Consider the following 19007-nt stretch of genomic DNA (forward strand, 5'->3'; position numbering starts at 1 on the left):
GGACGGGATACGCCCCTGGCTTCGCCGGGGGACCCCCACCCACGGCCGTCAGGCCGTAGGTGGGGATGGAGGCGCGGGGGGACGCGCGGAGGCCCCCCGCAGGCCGCTCGCCCCCACCGGGCTACCGCCCGTTGAACGCGTCCTTCAGGCGTGAGAAGAGCCCCTGCTGTCCCGGCTGGAACTGACCCGTCGGCCGCTCCTCGCCCCGCAGCTTCGCCAGATCCCGCAGCAGACGCTCCTGCTCGGGGTCCATCTTGGTCGGCGTCGTCACCTCGACGTGGACGATCAGGTCGCCCCGGCCGCCGCCCCGCAGGTGCGTGATGCCGCGGCCGTGCAGCGGGATCGACTGGCCGGACTGCGTACCGGGCCGGATGTCGACCTCCTCCATGCCGTCGAGCGTCTCCAGCGGACACTTCGTGCCCAGCGCCGCCGCCGTCATGGGGATCGTGACCGTGCAGTGCAGATCGTCGCCGCGCCGCTGGAAGACCGGGTGGGCGATCTCGTGGATCTCGACGTAAAGGTCGCCGGCGGGGCCGCCGCCGGGGCCGACCTCGCCCTCGCCCGCGAGCTGGATCCGTGTGCCGTTGTCGACACCGGCGGGGATCTTCACGGTCAGCGTCCGCCGCGACCGGATGCGGCCGTCGCCCGCGCACTCCGGGCACGGGGTCGGCACGACCGTGCCGAAACCCTGGCACTGCGGGCAGGGACGGGACGTCATGACCTGGCCCAGGAAGGACCGCGTCACCTGCGAGACCTCACCGCGGCCGCGGCACATGTCACAGGTCTGCGCCGAGGTGCCGGGGGCCGCGCCCTCGCCGGAGCACGTCGTGCACACCACGGCCGTGTCGACCTGGATGTCCTTCGTCGTACCGAAGGCCGCCTCGCTGAGCTCGATCTCCAGGCGGATCATCGCGTCCTGGCCGCGCCGGGTGCGCGAACGGGGTCCGCGCTGCGACGCCGTGCCGAAGAAGGCGTCCATGATGTCGGAGAAGTTGCCGAAGCCGCCCGCGCCGAAGCCGCCCGCGCCGGCGCCGGCGGACTGGGACAGCGGGTCTCCGCCGAGGTCGTAGACCTGCTTCTTCTGCGGGTCCGACAGCACCTCGTACGCGGCGTTGATCTCCTTGAAGCGCTCCTGCGTCTTCGGGTCCGGATTCACGTCCGGGTGGAGCTCGCGCGCGAGGCGGCGGAAGGCCTTCTTGATCTCGTCCTGCGATGCGTCGCGGCGTACGCCGAGTACGGCGTAATAGTCCGTGGCCACTTACGACTCCGCCAGGATCTGTCCGACGTAACGTGCCACTGCGCGTACCGCTCCCATCGTTCCGGGGTAGTCCATGCGGGTCGGTCCGACCACGCCGAGTTTGGCGACTGCCTCGCCGCCCGAACCGTAGCCGACCGAGACGACGGACGTGGAGTTCAGTCCCTCGTGGGCATTCTCATGCCCGATTCTCACGGTCACGCCCGATTCCTTGGCCTCGCCGAGGAGCTTGAGCAGCACGACGTGCTCCTCCAGCGCCTCCAGCACCGGCCTGATCGTCAGGGGGAAGTCGTGTCCGAAGCGGGTCAGATTGGCGGTGCCGCCGATCACCAGCCGCTCCTCGGTCTCCTCGACCAGGGTCTCCAGCAGGGTCGCGAGCACCGTGGAGACCGTGCCGCGGTCCTCGCTCTCGAACGACTCCGGCAGGTCCTGCACCAGCTGCGGCACGTCCGCGAAACGGCGGCCGACGACGCGGCTGTTGAGCCGGGCCCGCAGGTCGGCCAGCGAGGTCTCGCCGAACGGCGCGGGGCAGTCGACCATCCGCTGCTCGACGCGGCCGGTGTCCGTGATCAGCACGAGCATCAGCCGGGCGGGCGCGAGCGAGAGCAACTCCACGTGCCGGACCGTCGAACGGGTCAGCGAGGGGTACTGGACGACGGCGACCTGGCGGGTCAGCTGCGCGAGCAGCCGGACCGTACGGCCCACGACGTCGTCGAGGTCGACGGCTCCGTCCAGGAAGTTCTGGATCGCACGGCGCTCGGGCGACGACAGCGGCTTGACGCCGGCCAGCTTGTCGACGAACAGCCGGTACCCCTTGTCCGTGGGGATGCGGCCGGCGCTGGTGTGGGGCTGGGCGATGAAGCCCTCCTCCTCCAGCACGGCCATGTCGTTACGGACGGTGGCCGGCGAGACGCCGAGCTGGTGCCGCTCGGTCAGGGCCTTGGAGCCCACCGGCTCCTCGGTGCCGACGTAGTCCTGGACGATGGCGCGCAGGACCTCGAGTCTGCGTTCGCTGAGCATCGCGCGCACCTCCAGCTGCCGGTCGTCGGTGTGGCCTGGCACTCGTTACGGCCGAGTGCCAGCATTCCCCCGGCCAGTGTACGGCGGCGGGGTACGCCCCTAGCAAGGGCGGCCGACCACGCTATCGCGAGACCTGTGCTGGTCGATGCGGATAGCGTCGCCGTATGGACGCCGCTTGGGAAGACTTCGGGTGGGAACGGCTGGGCGACGGCGTCGGCCGGCGCAGGATGCCGACCTGGGACGCGACCGTGGGTCTGGTGGTGGGCGACGACCACGTCCTGCTGTACGACACGGGCTCGACGATCCGCGAGGGCGCCGAGGTCCGTGCGCAGGCGCAGGCACTGGCGGGCGGGCGCCGCGTGACGTACATCGCACTGAGCCACCCGCACTTCGACCATGTGCTGGGTACGGCCGCCTTCGCCGGTGCGGAGATCTACGGTGCTGTGGGCATGGACACGCTGCTGGGCCGCGGGCGGGACACCATCCGCGCCGACGCGGTACGGCACGGGGTCCCGGAGGCCGCGGCCGCGGAGGCGGCCGATCTGCTCGTGCTGCCGCATCATTCGGTGAGCGGCGAGTGCACGCTCGACCTGGGCGGCCGCCGGGTGCTGCTGGCCAACGTCGGTCCCGGCCACTCGGGGCACGATCTGGCGCTGTTCGTGCCCGGTGAGGGGGAGGTCGTCTTCTGCGGGGACCTCGTGGAGGAGTCCGGCGAGCCGCAGGCGGGCCCCGACGCGATCGGTTCACGCTGGCCGGCGGCGCTGGACCGCCTGCTTGCGCTGGGCGGCGAGGACGCGCTGTACGTGCCGGGGCACGGTGCGGCGGTGGACGCGGCGTTCGTGCGGAGGCAGCGTGACCTGCTCGCGGCGCGCTTCGGCGTGTCGTAGGGGAACCGGTCGTATCGTCATGCGACATGCGCAGTTACAGCCCTGACCTGACACCCCCGTGGAAGCGGTCGGCACCGGTTCCGGAGGTCCCCGCGGAGCCCGATCTGGTGGTGGAGGAGGTCGCGACCGGCTTCTGCGGGGCGGTGATCCGCTGCGAGGCGGGCACCGTCACGCTGGAGGACCGCTTCGGCAAGCACCGGGTCTTTCCGCTCCGGCCGCGGGGTTTCCTGCTGGAGGGCAAGACGGTCACGCTGGTCCGCCCGTCCGCCTCGGCACCGGCCCGCCCCGCCCGTACGGCCTCGGGCTCGCTCGCGGTCCCCGGCGCGCGGGCCCGGGTCGCCCGCGCCGGCCGCATCTACGTGGAGGGCCGCCACGACGCGGAGCTGGTGGAACGGGTGTGGGGAGACGACCTGCGCATCGAGGGCGTGGTCGTCGAGTACCTGGAGGGCATCGACGATCTCCCGTCGATCGTCGAGGAGTTCGCACCCGGCCCGGACGCACGCCTCGGCGTCCTGGTCGACCATCTGGTCGCCGGGTCCAAGGAGTCGCGTATCGCGGCCTCGGTCACGGACCCGCATGTGCTGGTCGTGGGCCACCCGTACATCGACGTGTGGGAAGCGGTGAAGCCGTCGTCGCTCGGCATCGCCGGGTGGCCAGGGGTCCCGCACGGCCAGGACTGGAAGAAGGGCGTGTGCCGGGCGCTGGGCTGGCCGGAGAACACAGGCGCGGCCTGGCAGCGCATCCTGTCGCGGGTGCGTTCGTACAAGGACCTGGAGCCGGCGCTGCTGGGCCGGGTCGAGGAACTGATCGACTTCGTGACGGCGCCGGAGGACTGAGCGGGCGGCATCCTCGGGTGACGGGCGCGGGAGGACTGAGGGGGCGGGGATCCCGGGAGATCCCGGGGAATCCTTCAGTCCACCAGGTCCCGCACCACGCCGTCCGCCAGCAGCCGCCCCGGCAGGGTCAGCACCGCCCGGCCCTCCGCGTATGGCCCGGCCTGCAGCAGGCCGTCACCCAGCGCCCTGGAGGCCGCCGCGAGGCCCGCCTCGCGCAGCAGCGACAGCGGCACCCCCTCCCGCAGCCGCAGCTCCAGCAGGATCCGCTCCACCCGGCGGTCCTCGGCGCTCAGCTTCTCGCGGCCCGCGCCCGGCGAGCGGCCCTCGGCCAGTGCCGCCGCGTACGCGCCAGGATGCTTCACGTTCCACCAGCGCACGCCGCCCACATGGCTGTGCGCACCCGGGCCCGCACCCCACCAGTCGGCGCCGCGCCAGTACAGCTCGTTGTGCAGGCAGCGGCCGGCCTCGGACGTGGCCCAGTTGGACACCTCGTACCAGGAGTAGCCGGCGCCCGCGAGAACGTCCTCCGCGATCAGGTAGCGGTCCGCGTGGACGTCGTCGTCGGTCATGGGAACCTCGCCGCGCCGGATGCGCCGGGCCAGCTGTGTGCCTTCCTCGACGATCAGCGCGTACGCCGACACATGGTCCGGTCCCGCACCGACAGCCGCTTCCAGCGAGGCCCGCCAGTCGTCGTCGCTCTCGCCCGGTGTGCCGTAGATCAGGTCGAGGTTGACGTGCTCGAAGCCCGCCGCCCGCGCCTCGGCGACGCATGCCTCCGGGCGCCCGGGTGTGTGCGTGCGGTCGAGCACCTTCAGCACGTGCTGCCGGGCGCTCTGCATGCCGAACGAGATGCGGTTGAAGCCCCCGGCCCGCAGCACCTGAAGATACTCCGGGCCGACCGACTCCGGGTTCGCCTCCGTGGTGATCTCCGCGTCGTCGGCGAGGCCGAACTCCTCCCGTACCGCGCCCAGCATCCGTACGAGATCCCCGGCCGCGAGCAGCGTCGGCGTGCCGCCGCCGACGAAGACGGTCCGCACCGGGCGGGGGTCGTCGCCGAGGACCTTGCGGGCCAGCCGGATCTCGTCGGCCAGCGTCTCGGCGTAGTTGTCGCGGGAGGCGAGCACGCCGCCCGAGCCCCGCAGCTCGGTCGCGGTGTAGGTGTTGAAGTCGCAGTAGCCGCAGCGCGTGGCGCAGTAGGGCACGTGCAGGTAGAAGGCGAGCGGCCGGTCACCCGCGTCGTCGAGGGCGGACGCGGGCAGTGAGCCGTCGTCGGGGACGGGCTCGCCGTCGGGCAGTACGGAAGGCATGCCCCCCATTGTCCGTCACCGGCGGCGTCATCCCGCCTGGAGCACCAGCAGCGCCAGATCGTCGCCCGGCGGCGTCTGCGCGAACGCGTGCACCGCAGTCCTGATCCGTTCAGCGACGCCCTGCGCCGACAGCCCCGCGCACCCGGCGAGGACCGCGGCGAGACCGTCCTCGTCGTCGAACATGCGGCGTCCGCAGCGCCGCTCGGTCACTCCGTCGGTGACGCAGAGCAGCGTCTCGCCCGGCGCCAGGTCGAAGGTGCTGCTCCGGTACGCGACGTCGTCGACCACCCCGAGGAGCACCTGCGGCTCGGCGATCACGGTGACCGTTCCGTCGGGGCGCAGCAGCAGCGGCAGCGGGTGGCCGGCGCTGGCGAGGGTGCACCGTGCGCCGCCGCGGCCGTCCGGCGAGGGCACGACCTCGCCGTAGAGCAGGGACAGGAAGCGGGAGTGCTGCCCTTCCGGCAGGCCGGGCCCGTGCCCGCCCGTGACGAGCAGGGCGGCGGCCTCGGCGGCCTCCATGGCGTCGTCGAGGAGCAGGCCGTTGAGCCGGTCGAGCACCTGGCCGACCTGGTAGCCCTCGCGGGCGAGGAGCCGCAGCCAGGGGCGGGCGACTCCGGTGACGACGGCGGCCTCGGGTCCGCTGCCCTGGACGTCGCCGAGCACGAAGCACCAGCGGCCGCTCGACCCGGCCCGGAAGACGTCGTAGAAGTCGCCGCCCGCGACGCCGTCCCCGCTCGGCTCGTAGACCAGGCAGGTGTCGACGCCGGGGATCTGGCCGACCTTGCTGGGGAGCAGCCCGCGCTGGAGGACGCGGCTGATGGTGGCCTGCCGGGTGTATTCACGGGCGGCGCTGATGGCGAGGGCCACCCGGCGGGTGAAGTCCTCGACGAGCGCGGTCACTTCGTCGGGCAGCCGGGCGGTGTCCTGCTGGGCGACGACGAGCACGCCGAGCCCTCGGCCGCCCGCCGCCAGCCGGTACGCCAGCGCCGCCCCGCCGCTCTGCCGACCGTCCACGTCCCCGCCTACGTCCCCGCCCGTGTCCCCGTCCGGGTGCGGGCCCTGATGCCCGCCCTGGTGCACGCCCGGCCACGGGACCGGTACGGGGCCGCCGAAGCCGGGGTCGGGCGGTTTGGGCGCCTCCGCACCGAGGGCCGCCCGCAGCTCTTCCACGGCGGCCTCGTCGCGGTGCCAGACCCCGGCCAGGCGCGGCGCGGCCGCCGTGCGGCCCGGCTCGCGCAGGCCGTGCCGGCCGGTGTCGCCGTCGAGCCAGACGGCGCACCAGTCGGCGAGCCTCGGCACGAGCAGCTGTCCGGCGAGGGCGGCGACCATGTTCTCGTCGAGCTGCCCGGCGAGCAGGTCCGATGCCTCGGCCAGGAACGAGGCCGCTCCGCCGCGCGCCAGCCAGTGGTGGTCGTCCCGCCCGGGCGAGGGGACCTCGGAGGCGGCGTCGCCGAGCGGGGGCCTGCGTAGGGGCACGGGCTCCTCGCCGGTCCGCGGCCGGATGCCGCGGCCGTCGAGCGGCAGCCTGGCCCAGACGGTCTTGAGCGCGGCGCGGTAGGTGACACCCCAGCGTTCGGCGAGGGCCGCAACGAGATGGAGGCCGCGCCCGTAGTCGGGGGTGCCCGACTGGTCGAAGCCGTGCGGGTGGCTGTGGACCGGGCGGTCGGGGTGGTGGTCGGAGACCTCGACGATCACGGCGGGCCCGTCCACAGCGTCGGCAGCGTCTTCGGCGAGCTGTTCGAACCGGCACACGAGATCGGCTGCCGTGCCCGCGTGGACGACGGCGTTGGTGACGAGTTCCCCTGCGACGAGGGCGGCGTCGTACGCGAGCCGCTCGGGGCAGGGAGTGCCGGGCGGGCAGCCGCCGTCGAGCCCGTCGCAGCGGGGGCAGGAGTCGAGCAGCCCGAGCCCGGTCCACTCGGCGACGGCCGCACGGACGAGCCGCCGTGCGGTGCCGGGCGCCAGGAGGCTCCCGGGCAGGCTGATGCGGACCCCCGCGCCGGGCTCTGACAACCCGGCGGACACGGGTGGTGGCCGGTTGCCGGTGTCTCGCTGCAACGGAATGGACCCCACGTGCGGCTCCTGGTCGGTGCTGTGTGCGCCGCTCTGACACCGACAGGGTGACAGACCGAGCCCGCCCATAAGCACGGAGTCACCGAACTGGTGGGGTCCTTTCGCATTCCGGCTGGTCGTACGGTGTGTTGCGAGGATCACGCCGCACGCCTGTGTCGCGATCGTGCGGCGTTCTCCCCTGCCGGGCGCGGTTCCCCGGCGCCCGGCGTCACGTCAGGATGGGCGCTCGGGCACGGCGCGTCCCGGTGTCGGGAGCAGCCGTCGGACCGCCCGTGAGCCGGCGGTCACGCCTCCCGGGAGCCGGCGTACATGTCCTCGATCAGGTCCTTGTACTCCCGCTCGACGACCGGACGCTTCAGCTTGAGGCTGGGCGTCAGTTCGCCGTGCTCGATGTCCAGGTCGCGCGGCAGCAGGCGGAACTTCTTGATCGTCTGCCAGCGCTGCAGGCCCTCGTTGAGGCGCTGCACATAGCCCTCGATGAGCTGCTCGGTCTGCGGGGAGGCGACGACCTCCGCGTAGGACTTGCCGCCCAGGCCGTTCTCCTCGGCCCAGCCGAGGATCGTGGGCTCGTCGAGGGCGATGAGCGCGGTGCAGAAGTTCCGGTCAGCGCCATGCACCAGGATGTTGGAGACGAACGGGCACACGGCCTTGAACTGGCCCTCGACCTCGGCCGGTGCGATGTACTTGCCGCCGGAGGTCTTGATCAGGTCCTTCTTGCGGTCCGTGATGCGCAGGTAGCCGTCCGCGGACAGCTCCCCGATGTCACCGGTGTGGAACCAGCCGTCGGATTCGAGGACTTCGGCCGTCTTCTCGGGCAGCTTGTGGTAGCCCTCCATGATGCCGGGGCCGCGCAGCAGGATCTCGCCGTCGTCGGCGATGCGCACCTCGCAGCCGGGCACGGGCTTGCCGACCGTGCCCGTCCGGTACGCCTCACCGGGGTTGACGAACGACGCGGCACTGGACTCGGTGAGACCGTAGCCCTCCAGGATGTGGATGCCGGCGCCGGAGAAGAAGTAGCCGATGTCGGGGGCGAGGGCGGCGGAGCCGGAGACGGCGGCGCGCAGCCGGCCGCCGAACGCCTCGCGGAGCTTGGAGTAGACGAGCGCGTCGGCGACCTTGTGCTTGGCGCCGAGGCCCAAGGGCACCGAGGCGGTGCCGGTGCGGCGGAAGTTGTCCTGCGAGACCTTGGCGTACTCGCGGGCGACGCCGGCCGCCCACTGGAAGATCTTGTACTTGGCGCCGCCGCCGGCCCGGGCCTTGGCGGCGACTCCGTTGTAGACCTTCTCGAAGATGCGGGGCACGGCCGCCATGTAGGTGGGCTGGACGACCGGCAGGTTCTCGATGATCTTGTCCACGCGGCCGTCGACGGCGGTGACATGGCCGACCTCGATCTGGCCGGAGGTCAGCACCTTGCCGAAGACGTGCGCGAGCGGCAGCCACAGGTACTGCACGTCGTCCTGGGTGATGAGGCCGGTCGCGGCGGTGGCCTTCGCCATGTACGACCAGTTGTCGTGCGGCAGGCGCACGCCCTTGGGGCGGCCCGTGGTGCCGGAGGTGTAGATGAGCGTCGCGAGCTGGTCGGCGGTGATGGCCGCGACCCGCTCCTTGACGGCCTCGGGGTGCTTCTCGAGGTACGCGGCGCCGCGGGCCTCCAGATCGGCGAGGGTCAGCACCCAGCCCTCGGGGTCGGCGGCGTCCGGCTGGACGCCTTCGGCGTCGAAGACGACGACATGACGCAGCGTGGGCAGCTCGGCGCGGCGCTCACGGGCCTTCGCCAGCTGGGCGGCGTCCTCGGCGAAGAGCACCAGGCTCTCGGAGTCGGCGAGGATGTACGCCGCCTCCTCGGCATTGGTGGACGGGTAGATCGTGGTGGTCGCGCCGCCCGCGCACATCACGCCGAGGTCGGCGAGGATCCATTCGACTCTGGTGGAGGAGGCGAGCGCGACCCGCTCCTCGGCGGCGAGCCCGAGGTCGATCAGGCCGGCCGCGATGGCGTAGACGCGCTCGGCGGCCTCGCCCCAGCTCAGGGACTTCCAGTCATCGGGCCCCGTTCCCGAGGCGGGGGGCACCGGATAGCGGTACGCCTCGGCGTTCGGCGTGGCCGACACTCGCTCGGTGAAGAGGGTCGCCACCGATGGCGGTCGGTTCTCGATCTGGGTCTGGGTTTCGCTCACGACGTCCTCCGGGCCTGCGGCAGCTTGCACGACTGGCTGGTTGTTTAACTGGCGAGTAACCATCGAGCCGTGATCAGGGTAGAGGGCACATCGGCGGCGCGTAAGTGCCTGCGGGCTGCCGCTTCATAACGAACAGAGCGCACGTCCGCTCTTCGGAGCAACCAGTCGGTGCTATGTACATGTAACGATTGACACCTCTCCGGATGGCCGAAAAGCGCCCGTCCTGAGCCGGACGGGCGCTTTTCGGCACGGGTGCGACAGGCGGCACAAGCCGCCCTGGTCACTTCTTGCTCTTGCCGCCCTCGTCGCTGGACAGCACCGCGATGAAGGCCTCCTGCGGGACCTCCACGGAACCGACCATCTTCATCCGCTTCTTGCCTTCCTTCTGCTTCTCCAGCAGCTTCCGCTTACGCGAGATGTCACCGCCGTAGCACTTGGCGAGGACGTCCTTGCGGATCGCCCGGATCGTCTCGCGGGCGATGACCCGGGAGCCGATGGCGGCCTGGATCGGCACCTCGAACGCCTGCCGCGGAATGAGCTCGCGCAGCTTGGCGACGAGCCGCACACCGTAGGCGTAGGCCGCGTCCTTGTGGGTGATGGCGGAGAAGGCGTCGACCTTGTCGCCGTGCAGCAGGATGTCGACCTTGACGAGGCTGGACGCCTGCTCGCCGGTGGGCTCGTAGTCGAGGGAGGCGTACCCGCGCGTCTTGGACTTCAGCTGGTCGAAGAAGTCGAAGACGATCTCCGCGAGGGGCAGGGTGTAGCGGATCTCCACCCGGTCCTCGGAGAGGTAGTCCATGCCGAGCAGCGTGCCGCGGCGGGTCTGGCAGAGCTCCATGATCGAACCGATGAACTCGCTCGGCGCGAGGATGGTCGCCCGCACGACCGGCTCGTGCACCTCGCTGATCTTGCCCTCGGGGAACTCGCTCGGGTTCGTGACCGTGTGCTCGGTGCCGTCCTCCATGGTCACGCGGTAGACCACGTTCGGAGCGGTGGCGATCAGGTCCAGGCCGAACTCCCGCTCCAGCCGCTCACGGATCACGTCCAGGTGCAGCAGACCGAGGAAGCCGACACGGAAGCCGAAGCCGAGAGCCGCGGACGTCTCCGGCTCGTAGACCAGGGCCGCGTCGTTGAGCTGGAGCTTGTCGAGCGCGTCGCGCAGCTCGGGGTAGTCCGAGCCGTCCAGCGGATACAGGCCCGAGAACACCATCGGCTTGGGGTCCTTGTAGCCGCCGAGCGCCTCCGTGGCGCCCTTGTGCAGGGTGGTGATCGTGTCGCCGACCTTGGACTGGCGGACGTCCTTCACACCGGTGATCAGATAGCCCACCTCGCCGACGGCGAGACCGTCGGCAGGCAGCATCTCCGGCGAGTTGGTGCCGATCTCCAGCAGCTCGTGGGTGGCGCCGGTGGACATCATCCGGATGCGCTCGCGCTTGTTGAGCTGGCCGTCGATGACACGTACGTACGTGACGACACCGCGGTACGAGTCGTAGACGGAGTCGAAGATCATCGCGCGGGCGGGGGCGTCGGCCACACCGACCGGTGCCGGCACCTCGCGGACCACCCGGTCGAGCAGCGCCTCGACACCGAGGCCCGTCTTGGCGGACACCCTGAGCACGTCGTCCGGGTCGCAGCCGACCAGGTTCGCCAGCTCCTCGGCGAACTTCTCCGGCTGCGCGGCCGGCAGGTCGATCTTGTTGAGGACCGGGACGATGGCGAGGTCGTTCTCCATCGCCAGGTAGAGGTTGGCGAGGGTCTGGGCCTCGATGCCCTGCGCGGCGTCGACCAGGAGGATCGTGCCCTCGCAGGCGGCCAGGGACCGGGAGACCTCATAGGTGAAGTCGACGTGCCCAGGCGTGTCGATCATGTTGAGGATGTGGGTCCTGCCCTGGTCCACGCCCTCGGTGGGCGCCCACGGCAGACGGACCGCCTGGGACTTGATCGTGATGCCGCGCTCGCGCTCGATGTCCATACGGTCGAGGTACTGAGCACGCATCTGCCGCTGCTCGACCACGCCGGTCAGCTGGAGCATCCGGTCGGCAAGCGTGGACTTGCCGTGGTCGATGTGCGCGATGATGCAGAAATTGCGGATCAGCGCCGGGTCGGTACGGCTCGGCTCGGGCACGTGGGTAGGAGTCGCGGGCACGCAGGGTCCTGATTCTTTGGCAGACGCCGGGTCGGAACTCGGCTCGGGTCCGTGTCGGATCGATACGTAGGCTCCATGGTCCCACGCGTCGGGCACTGTGCTCGGTTTGGGCCGTCTGTGGGGCGACTGGTAGCCTGAGCAGCTGTGTCTCGTGCCCTCTCTGGGGGCACCTCCCGTACCGAAGGGTTACGGGGGGAGGGACGCAACCTCAAAGATCATCGAACCTGCAAAGGCTCTTTCGTGGCGAACATCAAGTCCCAGATCAAGCGGAACAAGACGAACGAGAAGGCGCGCCTGCGCAACAAGGCCGTCAAGTCGTCGCTCAAGACCTCCATCCGCAAGGCCCGCGAGGCTGTCGCCGCCGGCGACGTCGAGAAGGCGACCGTGGCTGCTCGTGCCGCCGCGCGTCAGCTCGACAAGGCCGTCTCCAAGGGTGTCATCCACAAGAACGCCGCCGCCAACAAGAAGTCGGCGCTGGCTTCCAAGGTTGCCTCCCTGCAGGGCTGAGCACCTTGACTGATCGCCGCTAGGGATCAAGCGGGCCCTCTCATCCGCTCCCGACCGGCACCCCTCGCGCCGCACGCGGCCTGCGTTCGCCACGCGGGTGCGGCGCACCCAGCTTGACGCCGAGGCCCCGCCCGGTCCTTCCCCAGGACTGTGCGGGGCCTCTGCCATGCCTGCGGGGCCGCCGGGTGCGGGCGGGCCGGACGGCCCGGGGCGTAGGGACAGGGCTGGGCCCGGCGGGAGGCGCATGGGGTGGGCGGCGCCGTGAGGCAGGCGGCGTGCCGGAGACATGGCCAGGCGGGGCGGAGGCGGGCGGCGCCGTAAGGCGGGGCTTCAGGACACGTGGCTACGCGCGGCGGAGGCGGGCCGCTCGGGCGACGGTGACGACCGCCTTCTCCAGGGCGTACTCCGCATCGTCCCCGCCGCCCTTCACCCCCGCGTCCGCCTCCGCGATCGCCCGCAGGGCCATCGCGACGCCGTCCGGTGTCCAGCCACGCATCTGCTGGCGGACCCGGTCGATCTTCCAGGGCGGCATACCCAGCTCACGGGCGAGGTCGGCCGGCCTCCCGCCCCGCGCGGCGGACAGCTTTCCGATCGCGCGCACGCCCTGTGCCAGTGCGCTTGTGATCAGCACCGGCGCCACGCCCGTCGACAGCGACCAGCGCAGCGCCTCCAGCGCCTCGGCCGCCCGGCCCTCGACCGCCCGGTCGGCGATGTTGAAGCTCGACGCCTCGGCTCGACCGGTGTAGTAACGCCCGACGATCTCCTCGTCGATGGTGCCCTCGACGTCGGCGGTCAGCTGGGACACCGCGCTGGCCAGCTCCCGCAGGTCGCTGCCGATCGCGTCGACCAGGGCCTGGCACGCCTCGGGTGTCGCCGACCGCCCCAGCGCACGGAACTCCGAGCGAACGAAGGTGAGCCGCTCGGCCGGCTTGGTCGTCTTGGGGCAGGCGACCTCACGCGCGCCCGCCTTCCGCGCCGCGTCAAGCAGGCTCTTGCCCTTCGCACCGCCGGGGTGCAGGAGCACGAGAGTGATCTCCTCCGCCGGGGCGTCGAGGTACTCCTTGACGTCCTTGATCGTGTCGGCCGAAAGATCCTGCGCATTGCGCACGATCACCACCTTGCGCTCGGCGAAGAGCGAGGGGCTCGTCAGCTCTGCGAGCGTGCCGGGCTGCAACTGTTCGGCGGTGAGGTCGCGTACGTCGGTGTCGGAGTCGGCGGCCCGGGCCGCAGCCACCACCTGCTGCACGGCGCGGTCGAGGAGCAGATCCTCCTGGCCCACGGCGAGCGTGACAGGGGCGAGGGGGTCGTCGGTCGAATTCTTCCTGGCCATTGCGGTCAAGCATCCCACGGGCCACTGACACTCCTCGGCGCATCCCGCGGCGTACCGGAGAATGAGCCGGTGAGCGAACGACATGTACTGGTGCTGCCCGACCGCGACGCCGCCGAGGACGCGGCCGAGGAACTGGCCGGACGCTTCGGCGTCACCGATGAACCGCAACTGGTGCGGGACGCGCTGGCCGGCGAGGACGACGCCGAGGACGCCCAGTGGCTCGTCGTGGTGGAGGACCCCGACGGGCGCCTGGACGCGCACGCCCTCGACGAGTTCGCCGCGGAGTACGAGGGCTGGCTCGAGGCCCCATAGCCTCGCGACCTGTCGGGCGCCACCCGTGCGGCCGGCGGCGTGCAGCCCCGCTACCGGAGCGACGCGGCATCCGTCGGGCGGTACGCGCGCGTACACGGACCCGAAGGGCACATCACCGGGCCGCGGGATCGGGCGGCAGCCGGTCGAGCACCAGCCCGAATTGCTCCTGGTAGGCCGCCAGCACCGCAGCGTCGTCGGAGAGCTGCCGCTCGTGCCGCTCACCGTGCTCGGTGACCACCAGCTTGCGTCCGCTCAGCGTGACCCGGCCTTCGGGAGTCAGCCGTGAGCAGACGAGGGACTGCGTGAAGTGCGAAGCGGGCGACGTGCGGTGGTACCAGGCCCCCGCCTCGAAGTCGGCGAGTTCACGCGGCCGGGTGTCCACCCGGAACTGCGGCTTGCCGCCCCGCAGCAGGTCGAGGTCCCCGTACCGCCCCCCATCCACGATCCGGAACACACCGGCCGGGTCCTGCTGGTCCTCCCTGTCGTCCAGCGCGAGCGGATGGTGGCTGTGGTCCCCGAACCCGACGTCGGCCAGCCAGGGCCCGGTGCCGTCCACCGTCTCCACCCGCAGGGTGAGGTGGTCGTACGGGATGCCCAGCCGCCCGCCCTGTCCGAAGACGCGCGCTTGGTACAGCGTCACGGTGAAGCCCAGAGCTCGGAGCAACGCCGCGAACGCGCCGTTGAGTTCGTAGCAGAAGCCGCCCCGCCGCGCCTCCACGATCTTGGCGACGAGCGGCTCGTCGGCGAGGACGAGGTTCTCACCGCGATGGATCGACAAATTCTCGAACGGCACGGTGTGCAGATGCCTGAGCTGGAGCTCGCGCAGGGCGGCCGCGTCGGCCCGCGCCGGGCGGTCGGCGCCGATTCGGCGCAGGTAGGCGTCGACGGTCCGCTGGGGGAGCGCTCGCGGTGGCTCGGACTCCTGTCCTGGTGTTCCCATACCGTGAAGTCTCCTCGGTCTCATGCCCGCATGCCATGCGCCTCGGGTCCCGGGCCAGGCGGTCGCCAGTCCCCGGCCGCCCGGCGGAGCGCCTCCGTCCCCGGCCCTAGTGCTCTGCGGGGCCTGCGCGGGTCGTGACCCGCAGCCGTGGTCCCGCTCCCGCCACCGCGATCGCCCCGTCCCGGTCTGTGCGCAGCACCATCGCTCCCTGGGCCCGCAGCATGCCGACGGTCCTCGGCGCAGGGTGACCGTACGGGTTGTCCCGGCCGCAGGAAATGAGTGCCAGTCTCGGGCGGATGCCGGCGAGCAGCCCTGGGTGCTGGTACGCCGAGCCGTGGTGGGCCACCTTGAGCACGTCCACCCTCGGAATCGCGGGATGCGCCCGCAGCAGGGCTTGCTGGGCGGGCGGTTCGAGGTCGCCGAGCAGCAGCAGCGACAGGCCACCGGCCGCGCGGACCAGCAGGGCGACGCTGGCGTCGTTCGGCCCCTGCGGTCTCGTGCCCTGCCGGTGGTCCGGCCACAGCACCTGCCAGTCGACGCCGCCGGTGCGGCGGTGCTCCCCCAGTGCCGCGTGCACGACCGGCACACCGGCCTCCGCGGCGACCCGCCGGACGAACGCGGCCTGCCCGGGCGGCTCCTGGAGTCCCGTCGTCTGAATGACTCCGATGCTCCGTCCCTTGAGCGCGCCGGGCAGGCCGGCGACATGGTCGGCGTGGAAGTGCGTGATCAGGAGCAGCGGAATCCTTGTCACGCCGAGGTCCCGCAGGCAGCGGTCCGCCAGTTCGGGGTCGGGGCCCGCGTCGATGACCACAGCCGTCCCGCCCCCGGCCGCGAGCACGGTGGCATCCCCCTGACCGACGTCGCACATCACGTAGTTCCACTCCGGCGGCGGCCAGCCGCTGATGACTCTGGTGAGCGGCGGCGGGCGCAGTACGACGAGGAGCACCAGCAGCGCGCACACCGCGCCGGCCAGGGGATGGCGCGGCAGGCGTCGGACCAGAAGCAGGAACACGGTCGTGACCGCCGCCAACAGCAGCCCGCCGGTCCAGCCGTCCGGCCACTCCGCGTCGGCGCCGGGCAGCGCCGCGCCGGTCCGGGCGACCTGGGCGATCCAACTGGCCGGCCACCCCGCGCAGCGGGCCAGCACTTCCGCGACCGGTATCACCAACGGCGCCGCCGCCAGCGCGGCGAAGCCCAGGATCGTGGCGGGCGCGACGGCGACTTCCGCAACGAGGTTGCAGGGGATCGCGACCAGGCTGACCCGGGCGGCGAACACCGCCACCACGGGGCCGCACACTGCCTGAGCGGCGGCGGCCGCCGCGAATGCCTCGGCGAGCCGCGGCGGCACGCGCCGCCGCTGGAGTGCGGCGCTCCATCCGGGCGCGACGGTGAGCAACGCCCCCGTCGCCAGCACGGAAAGCACAAATCCGTAACTGCGCGCCAGCCATGGGTCGTACAGCACGAGCAGGAGCACGGCGGCGGCGAGCGCGGGGAGGAGCGATCTGCGGCGGCCCGTCCCGATGGCGAGCAGGGTGACGAGCCCGCAGGCCGCTGCCCGCAGCACGCTCGGCTCCGGCCTGCACACCACGACGAAGGCGAGCGTGAGCGCTCCGCCCAGAAGGGCCGTGCCGCGCAGGGTGATGCCCAATCGTGGTGCCATGCCGCCCCGTTCGGCGAGCAGGGCCCGGCCCGGAGGACCGACCAGGAGGATGAGGACGATGGTGAGGTTGCTGCCCGATACAGCGAGCAGATGCGTCAGGTCCGTGGCCTCGAAAGCCTCGTGCAGGTCCTCCGGCACGCGGGAGGTGTCGCCGACGACCAGGCCGGGCAGCAGCGCCCGCGCGTCCGGCGCCAGGCCGTCGGACGCCTCGCGCAACCCGGCGCGCAGATCCCCGGCCAGGCGCTGAAGAGCCGTCGGCGGTCCGGTGATCCGAGGCGGGCCGGGGCCTTGCGTGTGCAGCACGGCGGCGATGCGGTCGTCCGGCCGGAGTGGCGGTACGAGGCGGCCCGTGAGCCGCAGCCGGGTGGAGGGGAGCAGCCGCTGCCACTCGGCGGCCGCTCGGCCGGCGGGGACCATCACCAGGATCGGTGTGCGCGTGTCGGTGGTGACAGCGCCGGGTCCCGTCACCCGCCTCGCCTCGGCGTTCAGCACCGTGGCTCCCGGTGCCAGCCGGTTGCCGACGACCTTGGGGCGCACGGGTCTCGGGTCCGAGGTGACGGTCAGCTCCAGCGTGACGTGCGCACGCTGGTGGGCGAGGCCGGGTAGCGGGCCCCGCCGCAGATCAGCGCTGTGCAGCCCAGCGGAGGCGGCCCCGGCGGCGGCGCACAGCAACACGGCCACGACAGCGGTGGCATTGAGCCGCAGGAGCGAGCCGCCCGCTTCGGGGACACGTGGCACAGGGCCGCTCGCCTCGGGGCCGTATGGCACCCCGGCACGGGCCCTGACCCGCCGTTGCGCGATCACCGCGAGCGCGATCGTGCCCGCGGCAACGAGACATGCGGCCACACCCGTTGCCGTCCACCGGCCCGGCGCGGCGACTGCGAGCGCTGCCGCGCCCCAGGCCGCCAGAGCGGGAAGGACGAGACGGAGGTCGGTGGGTCCCTCCGGCCGCGGGTCTGCCACGCCCAGCCGGTTCCCCGACGCGGCGTGGACGGTCGCGTATGTCATGGCCGCACCCGGTTCTGCAGGTCCGCGAAGCGCCGGTCACCGATCCCGTTGACCTCGCGCAGTTCGTCGATCGAACGGAAGCCGCCGTGCCGGGTGCGGTGGTCGATGATGTGCTGGGCCAGTACCGGGCCGACGCCGGGCAGCGTCTCCAACTGCTCGGCAGTGGCCGTGTTGAGGCTGACCGGCCCGGCATCCGCCCCTGCGAGACCCGGGCCCGTCAGGCCGGACGGACCGGCTGCTCCGACAGGCGGTGGCCCTCCGACCACCACCTGCTCTCCGTCCATCAGCACACGTGCCCGGTTGAGGCCCGTCAGGTCCGTTCCTGCGGCGACTCCCCCGGCCGCCTCCAGAGCATCGGCCACCCGCGACCCGGCAGGCAGGCGCAGCACTCCCGGCCGACGGACCTTGCCGCTCACGTCCACGACGATCCGGGCAGCCCGCCGTGCCTCGGGGAGCGGGGGCGCAACCGTCGACGGGACCGGTCCCGTCATGGGCTCCTCCGACAGCGGCTGCGCGGCTCCCTGCCGCACCACCTCCGGAGCCCGCACAGCCTGCGGCCGCCCTGCCCAGAAGTGCTGGGCGGCGAACAACGCAGCGGCAACGAGCACGACGGCGAGCGCCGCGAGCGTCCTCGGTTCCAGGCCACATCTCAGCTGCACCCACACGGGCAGCCGCTCCCGCAGCGCAAGGCCCCGCCACGGTGCCGTGCGCCGCGGCTCCCGCCCCGTGCCGGTGACGTCGGCGCGGCGCGGCACCCCGATGTCGGGTCCGCGCCCGCCTCCGTCCGCCGTCGCTGCCGTGTCCGCTCCCGGACCGGGTCGCCTGACGCGGAGACCGCCCCCGTGGGCCGAGGCGCGCAGCTCCGCTGCTGCGGCACGGGATCCGTCGTCCAGAGGACGATACGCCGGGGCGCGGGAGGTGCCGGGCGCAAGCGAGGCGTCGAGGCGGGCCCGGATGTCATGGCTCGCCTGGGTCTCCTGGTTCGTCCGGGTGTCAATGCTCGGCCGAGTGCCATGGCTCGACCCGGCGTCCTGGCCCGTCCGGGCCTCCTGCCTCGGCCGGGTGCCATGGGTCGGCCGTGTGTCATGTCTCGCGCCTGCGGAACGTGCCGCCTCCCGCCGGGCCGGCGGAGCTCCCGCAAACAGTGCGTCGGCCCTCCGGCGGAGGGCGTCGGCGGAGGGGGACGACGCCCGGCCGCGCCGGAGCCGCCCCGGCCGCAGAAGACCGGACTGCGCGGCAGCAGGCGGAGCGCCGGGCCTCGGGACAGCCCCGCCTCGGGCACTGAATCCCCCGGCCGCCGCCCGCAGATCGGCGTCAGGACTGGCACCCGCCACGGGATCGGCTCCGGCGAACGGCGGCGGGCTCGCCCCCGCTCCCGCTTCCCCACCCACGCCCGCCGTCGGCCCCACTCCGGCCGTTGGCGACACCCCCGCCACGGACGCCGGCCCCACACCCGAGCCCGAGCCCAGCCCCACCCCCACTCTCGCCACCGGGCCCGGCCTCGCACCCAGCCCCATCCCCGCCACCGAGCCCGCGCCCGTACCCCCTCCCG

General features: G+C 72.5%; 14 protein-coding genes. 4 read left to right on the plus strand and 10 right to left on the minus strand.

Annotated features, from left to right (window positions below):
* Positions 1 to 121: 121 nt before the first annotated feature.
* Positions 122 to 1258 carry a molecular chaperone DnaJ gene (gene dnaJ / locus J7E88_RS23925; RefSeq protein WP_215184421.1) on the minus strand — a complete coding sequence of 379 codons (1137 nt, stop codon included), beginning with the start codon at positions 1256 to 1258 and terminating at the stop codon, positions 122 to 124.
* Positions 1259 to 2275 (minus strand): heat-inducible transcriptional repressor HrcA, encoded by a 1017-nt coding sequence (gene hrcA, locus J7E88_RS23930; protein ID WP_215184719.1) that lies wholly within the window; start codon positions 2273 to 2275, stop codon positions 1259 to 1261. It abuts the gene before it with no gap.
* Between the two features lie 164 nt (positions 2276 to 2439).
* Between hrcA and J7E88_RS23935 the strand changes: the two genes are divergently transcribed.
* Both J7E88_RS23935 and J7E88_RS23940 read left to right on the plus strand, forming a co-directional pair.
* The gene (locus J7E88_RS23935; protein WP_215184423.1) at positions 2440 to 3162 is read left to right on the plus strand and encodes an MBL fold metallo-hydrolase; all 723 of its coding nucleotides are present in this window, start codon (positions 2440 to 2442) and stop codon (positions 3160 to 3162) included.
* A 26-nt stretch (positions 3163 to 3188) separates the two neighbouring features.
* Complete coding sequence (locus J7E88_RS23940; protein ID WP_215184425.1) at positions 3189 to 3998, plus strand: DUF3097 domain-containing protein; 810 nt, start codon at positions 3189 to 3191, stop codon at positions 3996 to 3998.
* A 74-nt stretch (positions 3999 to 4072) separates the two neighbouring features.
* Here J7E88_RS23940 and hemW read toward each other — a convergent pair whose 3' ends face one another.
* The 4 genes from hemW to lepA form a co-directional block, all read right to left on the minus strand.
* Complete coding sequence (gene hemW, locus J7E88_RS23945; RefSeq protein WP_215184427.1) at positions 4073 to 5305, minus strand: radical SAM family heme chaperone HemW; 1233 nt, start codon at positions 5303 to 5305, stop codon at positions 4073 to 4075.
* 27 nt (positions 5306 to 5332) lie between these two features.
* A complete protein-coding gene (locus tag J7E88_RS23950; RefSeq protein WP_308307585.1) occupies positions 5333 to 7378 on the minus strand; it encodes a SpoIIE family protein phosphatase in 2046 nt (681 codons plus the stop codon).
* Positions 7379 to 7662: 284 nt separating this feature from the next.
* A complete protein-coding gene (locus J7E88_RS23955) occupies positions 7663 to 9552 on the minus strand; it encodes a long-chain fatty acid--CoA ligase (protein WP_215184429.1) in 1890 nt (629 codons plus the stop codon).
* Between the two features lie 280 nt (positions 9553 to 9832).
* Positions 9833 to 11698, minus strand: coding sequence for a translation elongation factor 4 (lepA, locus tag J7E88_RS23960; protein WP_215184431.1), 1866 nt, complete (start codon positions 11696 to 11698; stop codon positions 9833 to 9835).
* A gap of 240 nt (positions 11699 to 11938) precedes the next feature.
* On the opposite strand from lepA, the gene rpsT reads away from it, so the two are divergent.
* Entirely contained in the window at positions 11939 to 12205 is a 267-nt protein-coding gene (gene rpsT, locus J7E88_RS23965; protein WP_215184434.1) for a 30S ribosomal protein S20, read from the plus strand.
* 343 nt (positions 12206 to 12548) lie between these two features.
* On the opposite strand, the gene holA is transcribed toward rpsT, so the two are convergent.
* Positions 12549 to 13535, minus strand: a complete 987-nt coding sequence (gene holA / locus J7E88_RS23970) for a DNA polymerase III subunit delta (protein ID WP_215184436.1) — start codon at positions 13533 to 13535, stop codon at positions 12549 to 12551.
* A gap of 69 nt (positions 13536 to 13604) precedes the next feature.
* On the opposite strand from holA, the gene J7E88_RS23975 reads away from it, so the two are divergent.
* A complete protein-coding gene (locus tag J7E88_RS23975) occupies positions 13605 to 13847 on the plus strand; it encodes a hypothetical protein (RefSeq protein ID WP_215184438.1) in 243 nt (80 codons plus the stop codon).
* Between the two features lie 112 nt (positions 13848 to 13959).
* Here the strand turns inward: J7E88_RS23975 and J7E88_RS23980 are convergent, their stop codons facing one another.
* The 3 genes from J7E88_RS23980 to J7E88_RS36130 form a co-directional block, all read right to left on the minus strand.
* Positions 13960 to 14787 (minus strand): arylamine N-acetyltransferase, encoded by an 828-nt coding sequence (locus J7E88_RS23980; RefSeq protein WP_215184440.1) that lies wholly within the window; start codon positions 14785 to 14787, stop codon positions 13960 to 13962.
* A gap of 106 nt (positions 14788 to 14893) precedes the next feature.
* Positions 14894 to 17455 carry a ComEC/Rec2 family competence protein gene (locus tag J7E88_RS23985; protein ID WP_215184442.1) on the minus strand — a complete coding sequence of 854 codons (2562 nt, stop codon included), beginning with the start codon at positions 17453 to 17455 and terminating at the stop codon, positions 14894 to 14896.
* Complete coding sequence (locus J7E88_RS36130) at positions 17452 to 18210, minus strand: helix-hairpin-helix domain-containing protein (RefSeq protein WP_374196314.1); 759 nt, start codon at positions 18208 to 18210, stop codon at positions 17452 to 17454. The genes J7E88_RS23985 and J7E88_RS36130 overlap by 4 nt, the downstream gene beginning before the upstream one ends.
* Positions 18211 to 19007: the final 797 nt, after the last annotated feature.

The sequence above is a fragment of the Streptomyces sp. ISL-10 genome, from assembly GCF_018614575.1.
GTDB lineage: Bacteria > Actinomycetota > Actinomycetes > Streptomycetales > Streptomycetaceae > Streptomyces.

Bases quoted from the DNA above. Each gene is read 5' to 3' on its own strand.
- hrcA (WP_215184719.1), bottom strand. From the start codon at position 2,275: ATGCTCAGCGAACGCAGACTCGAGGTCCTGCGCGCCATCGTCCAGGAC.
- J7E88_RS23985 (WP_215184442.1), bottom strand. From the start codon at position 17,455: ATGACATACGCGACCGTCCACGCCGCGTCGGGGAACCGGCTGGGCGTG.
- hemW (WP_215184427.1), bottom strand. From the start codon at position 5,305: ATGCCTTCCGTACTGCCCGACGGCGAGCCCGTCCCCGACGACGGCTCA.
- J7E88_RS23935 (WP_215184423.1), top strand. From the start codon at position 2,440: ATGGACGCCGCTTGGGAAGACTTCGGGTGGGAACGGCTGGGCGACGGC.
- holA (WP_215184436.1), bottom strand. From the start codon at position 13,535: ATGGCCAGGAAGAATTCGACCGACGACCCCCTCGCCCCTGTCACGCTC.
- J7E88_RS23980 (WP_215184440.1), bottom strand. From the start codon at position 14,787: ATGGGAACACCAGGACAGGAGTCCGAGCCACCGCGAGCGCTCCCCCAG.
- J7E88_RS23940 (WP_215184425.1), top strand. From the start codon at position 3,189: ATGCGCAGTTACAGCCCTGACCTGACACCCCCGTGGAAGCGGTCGGCA.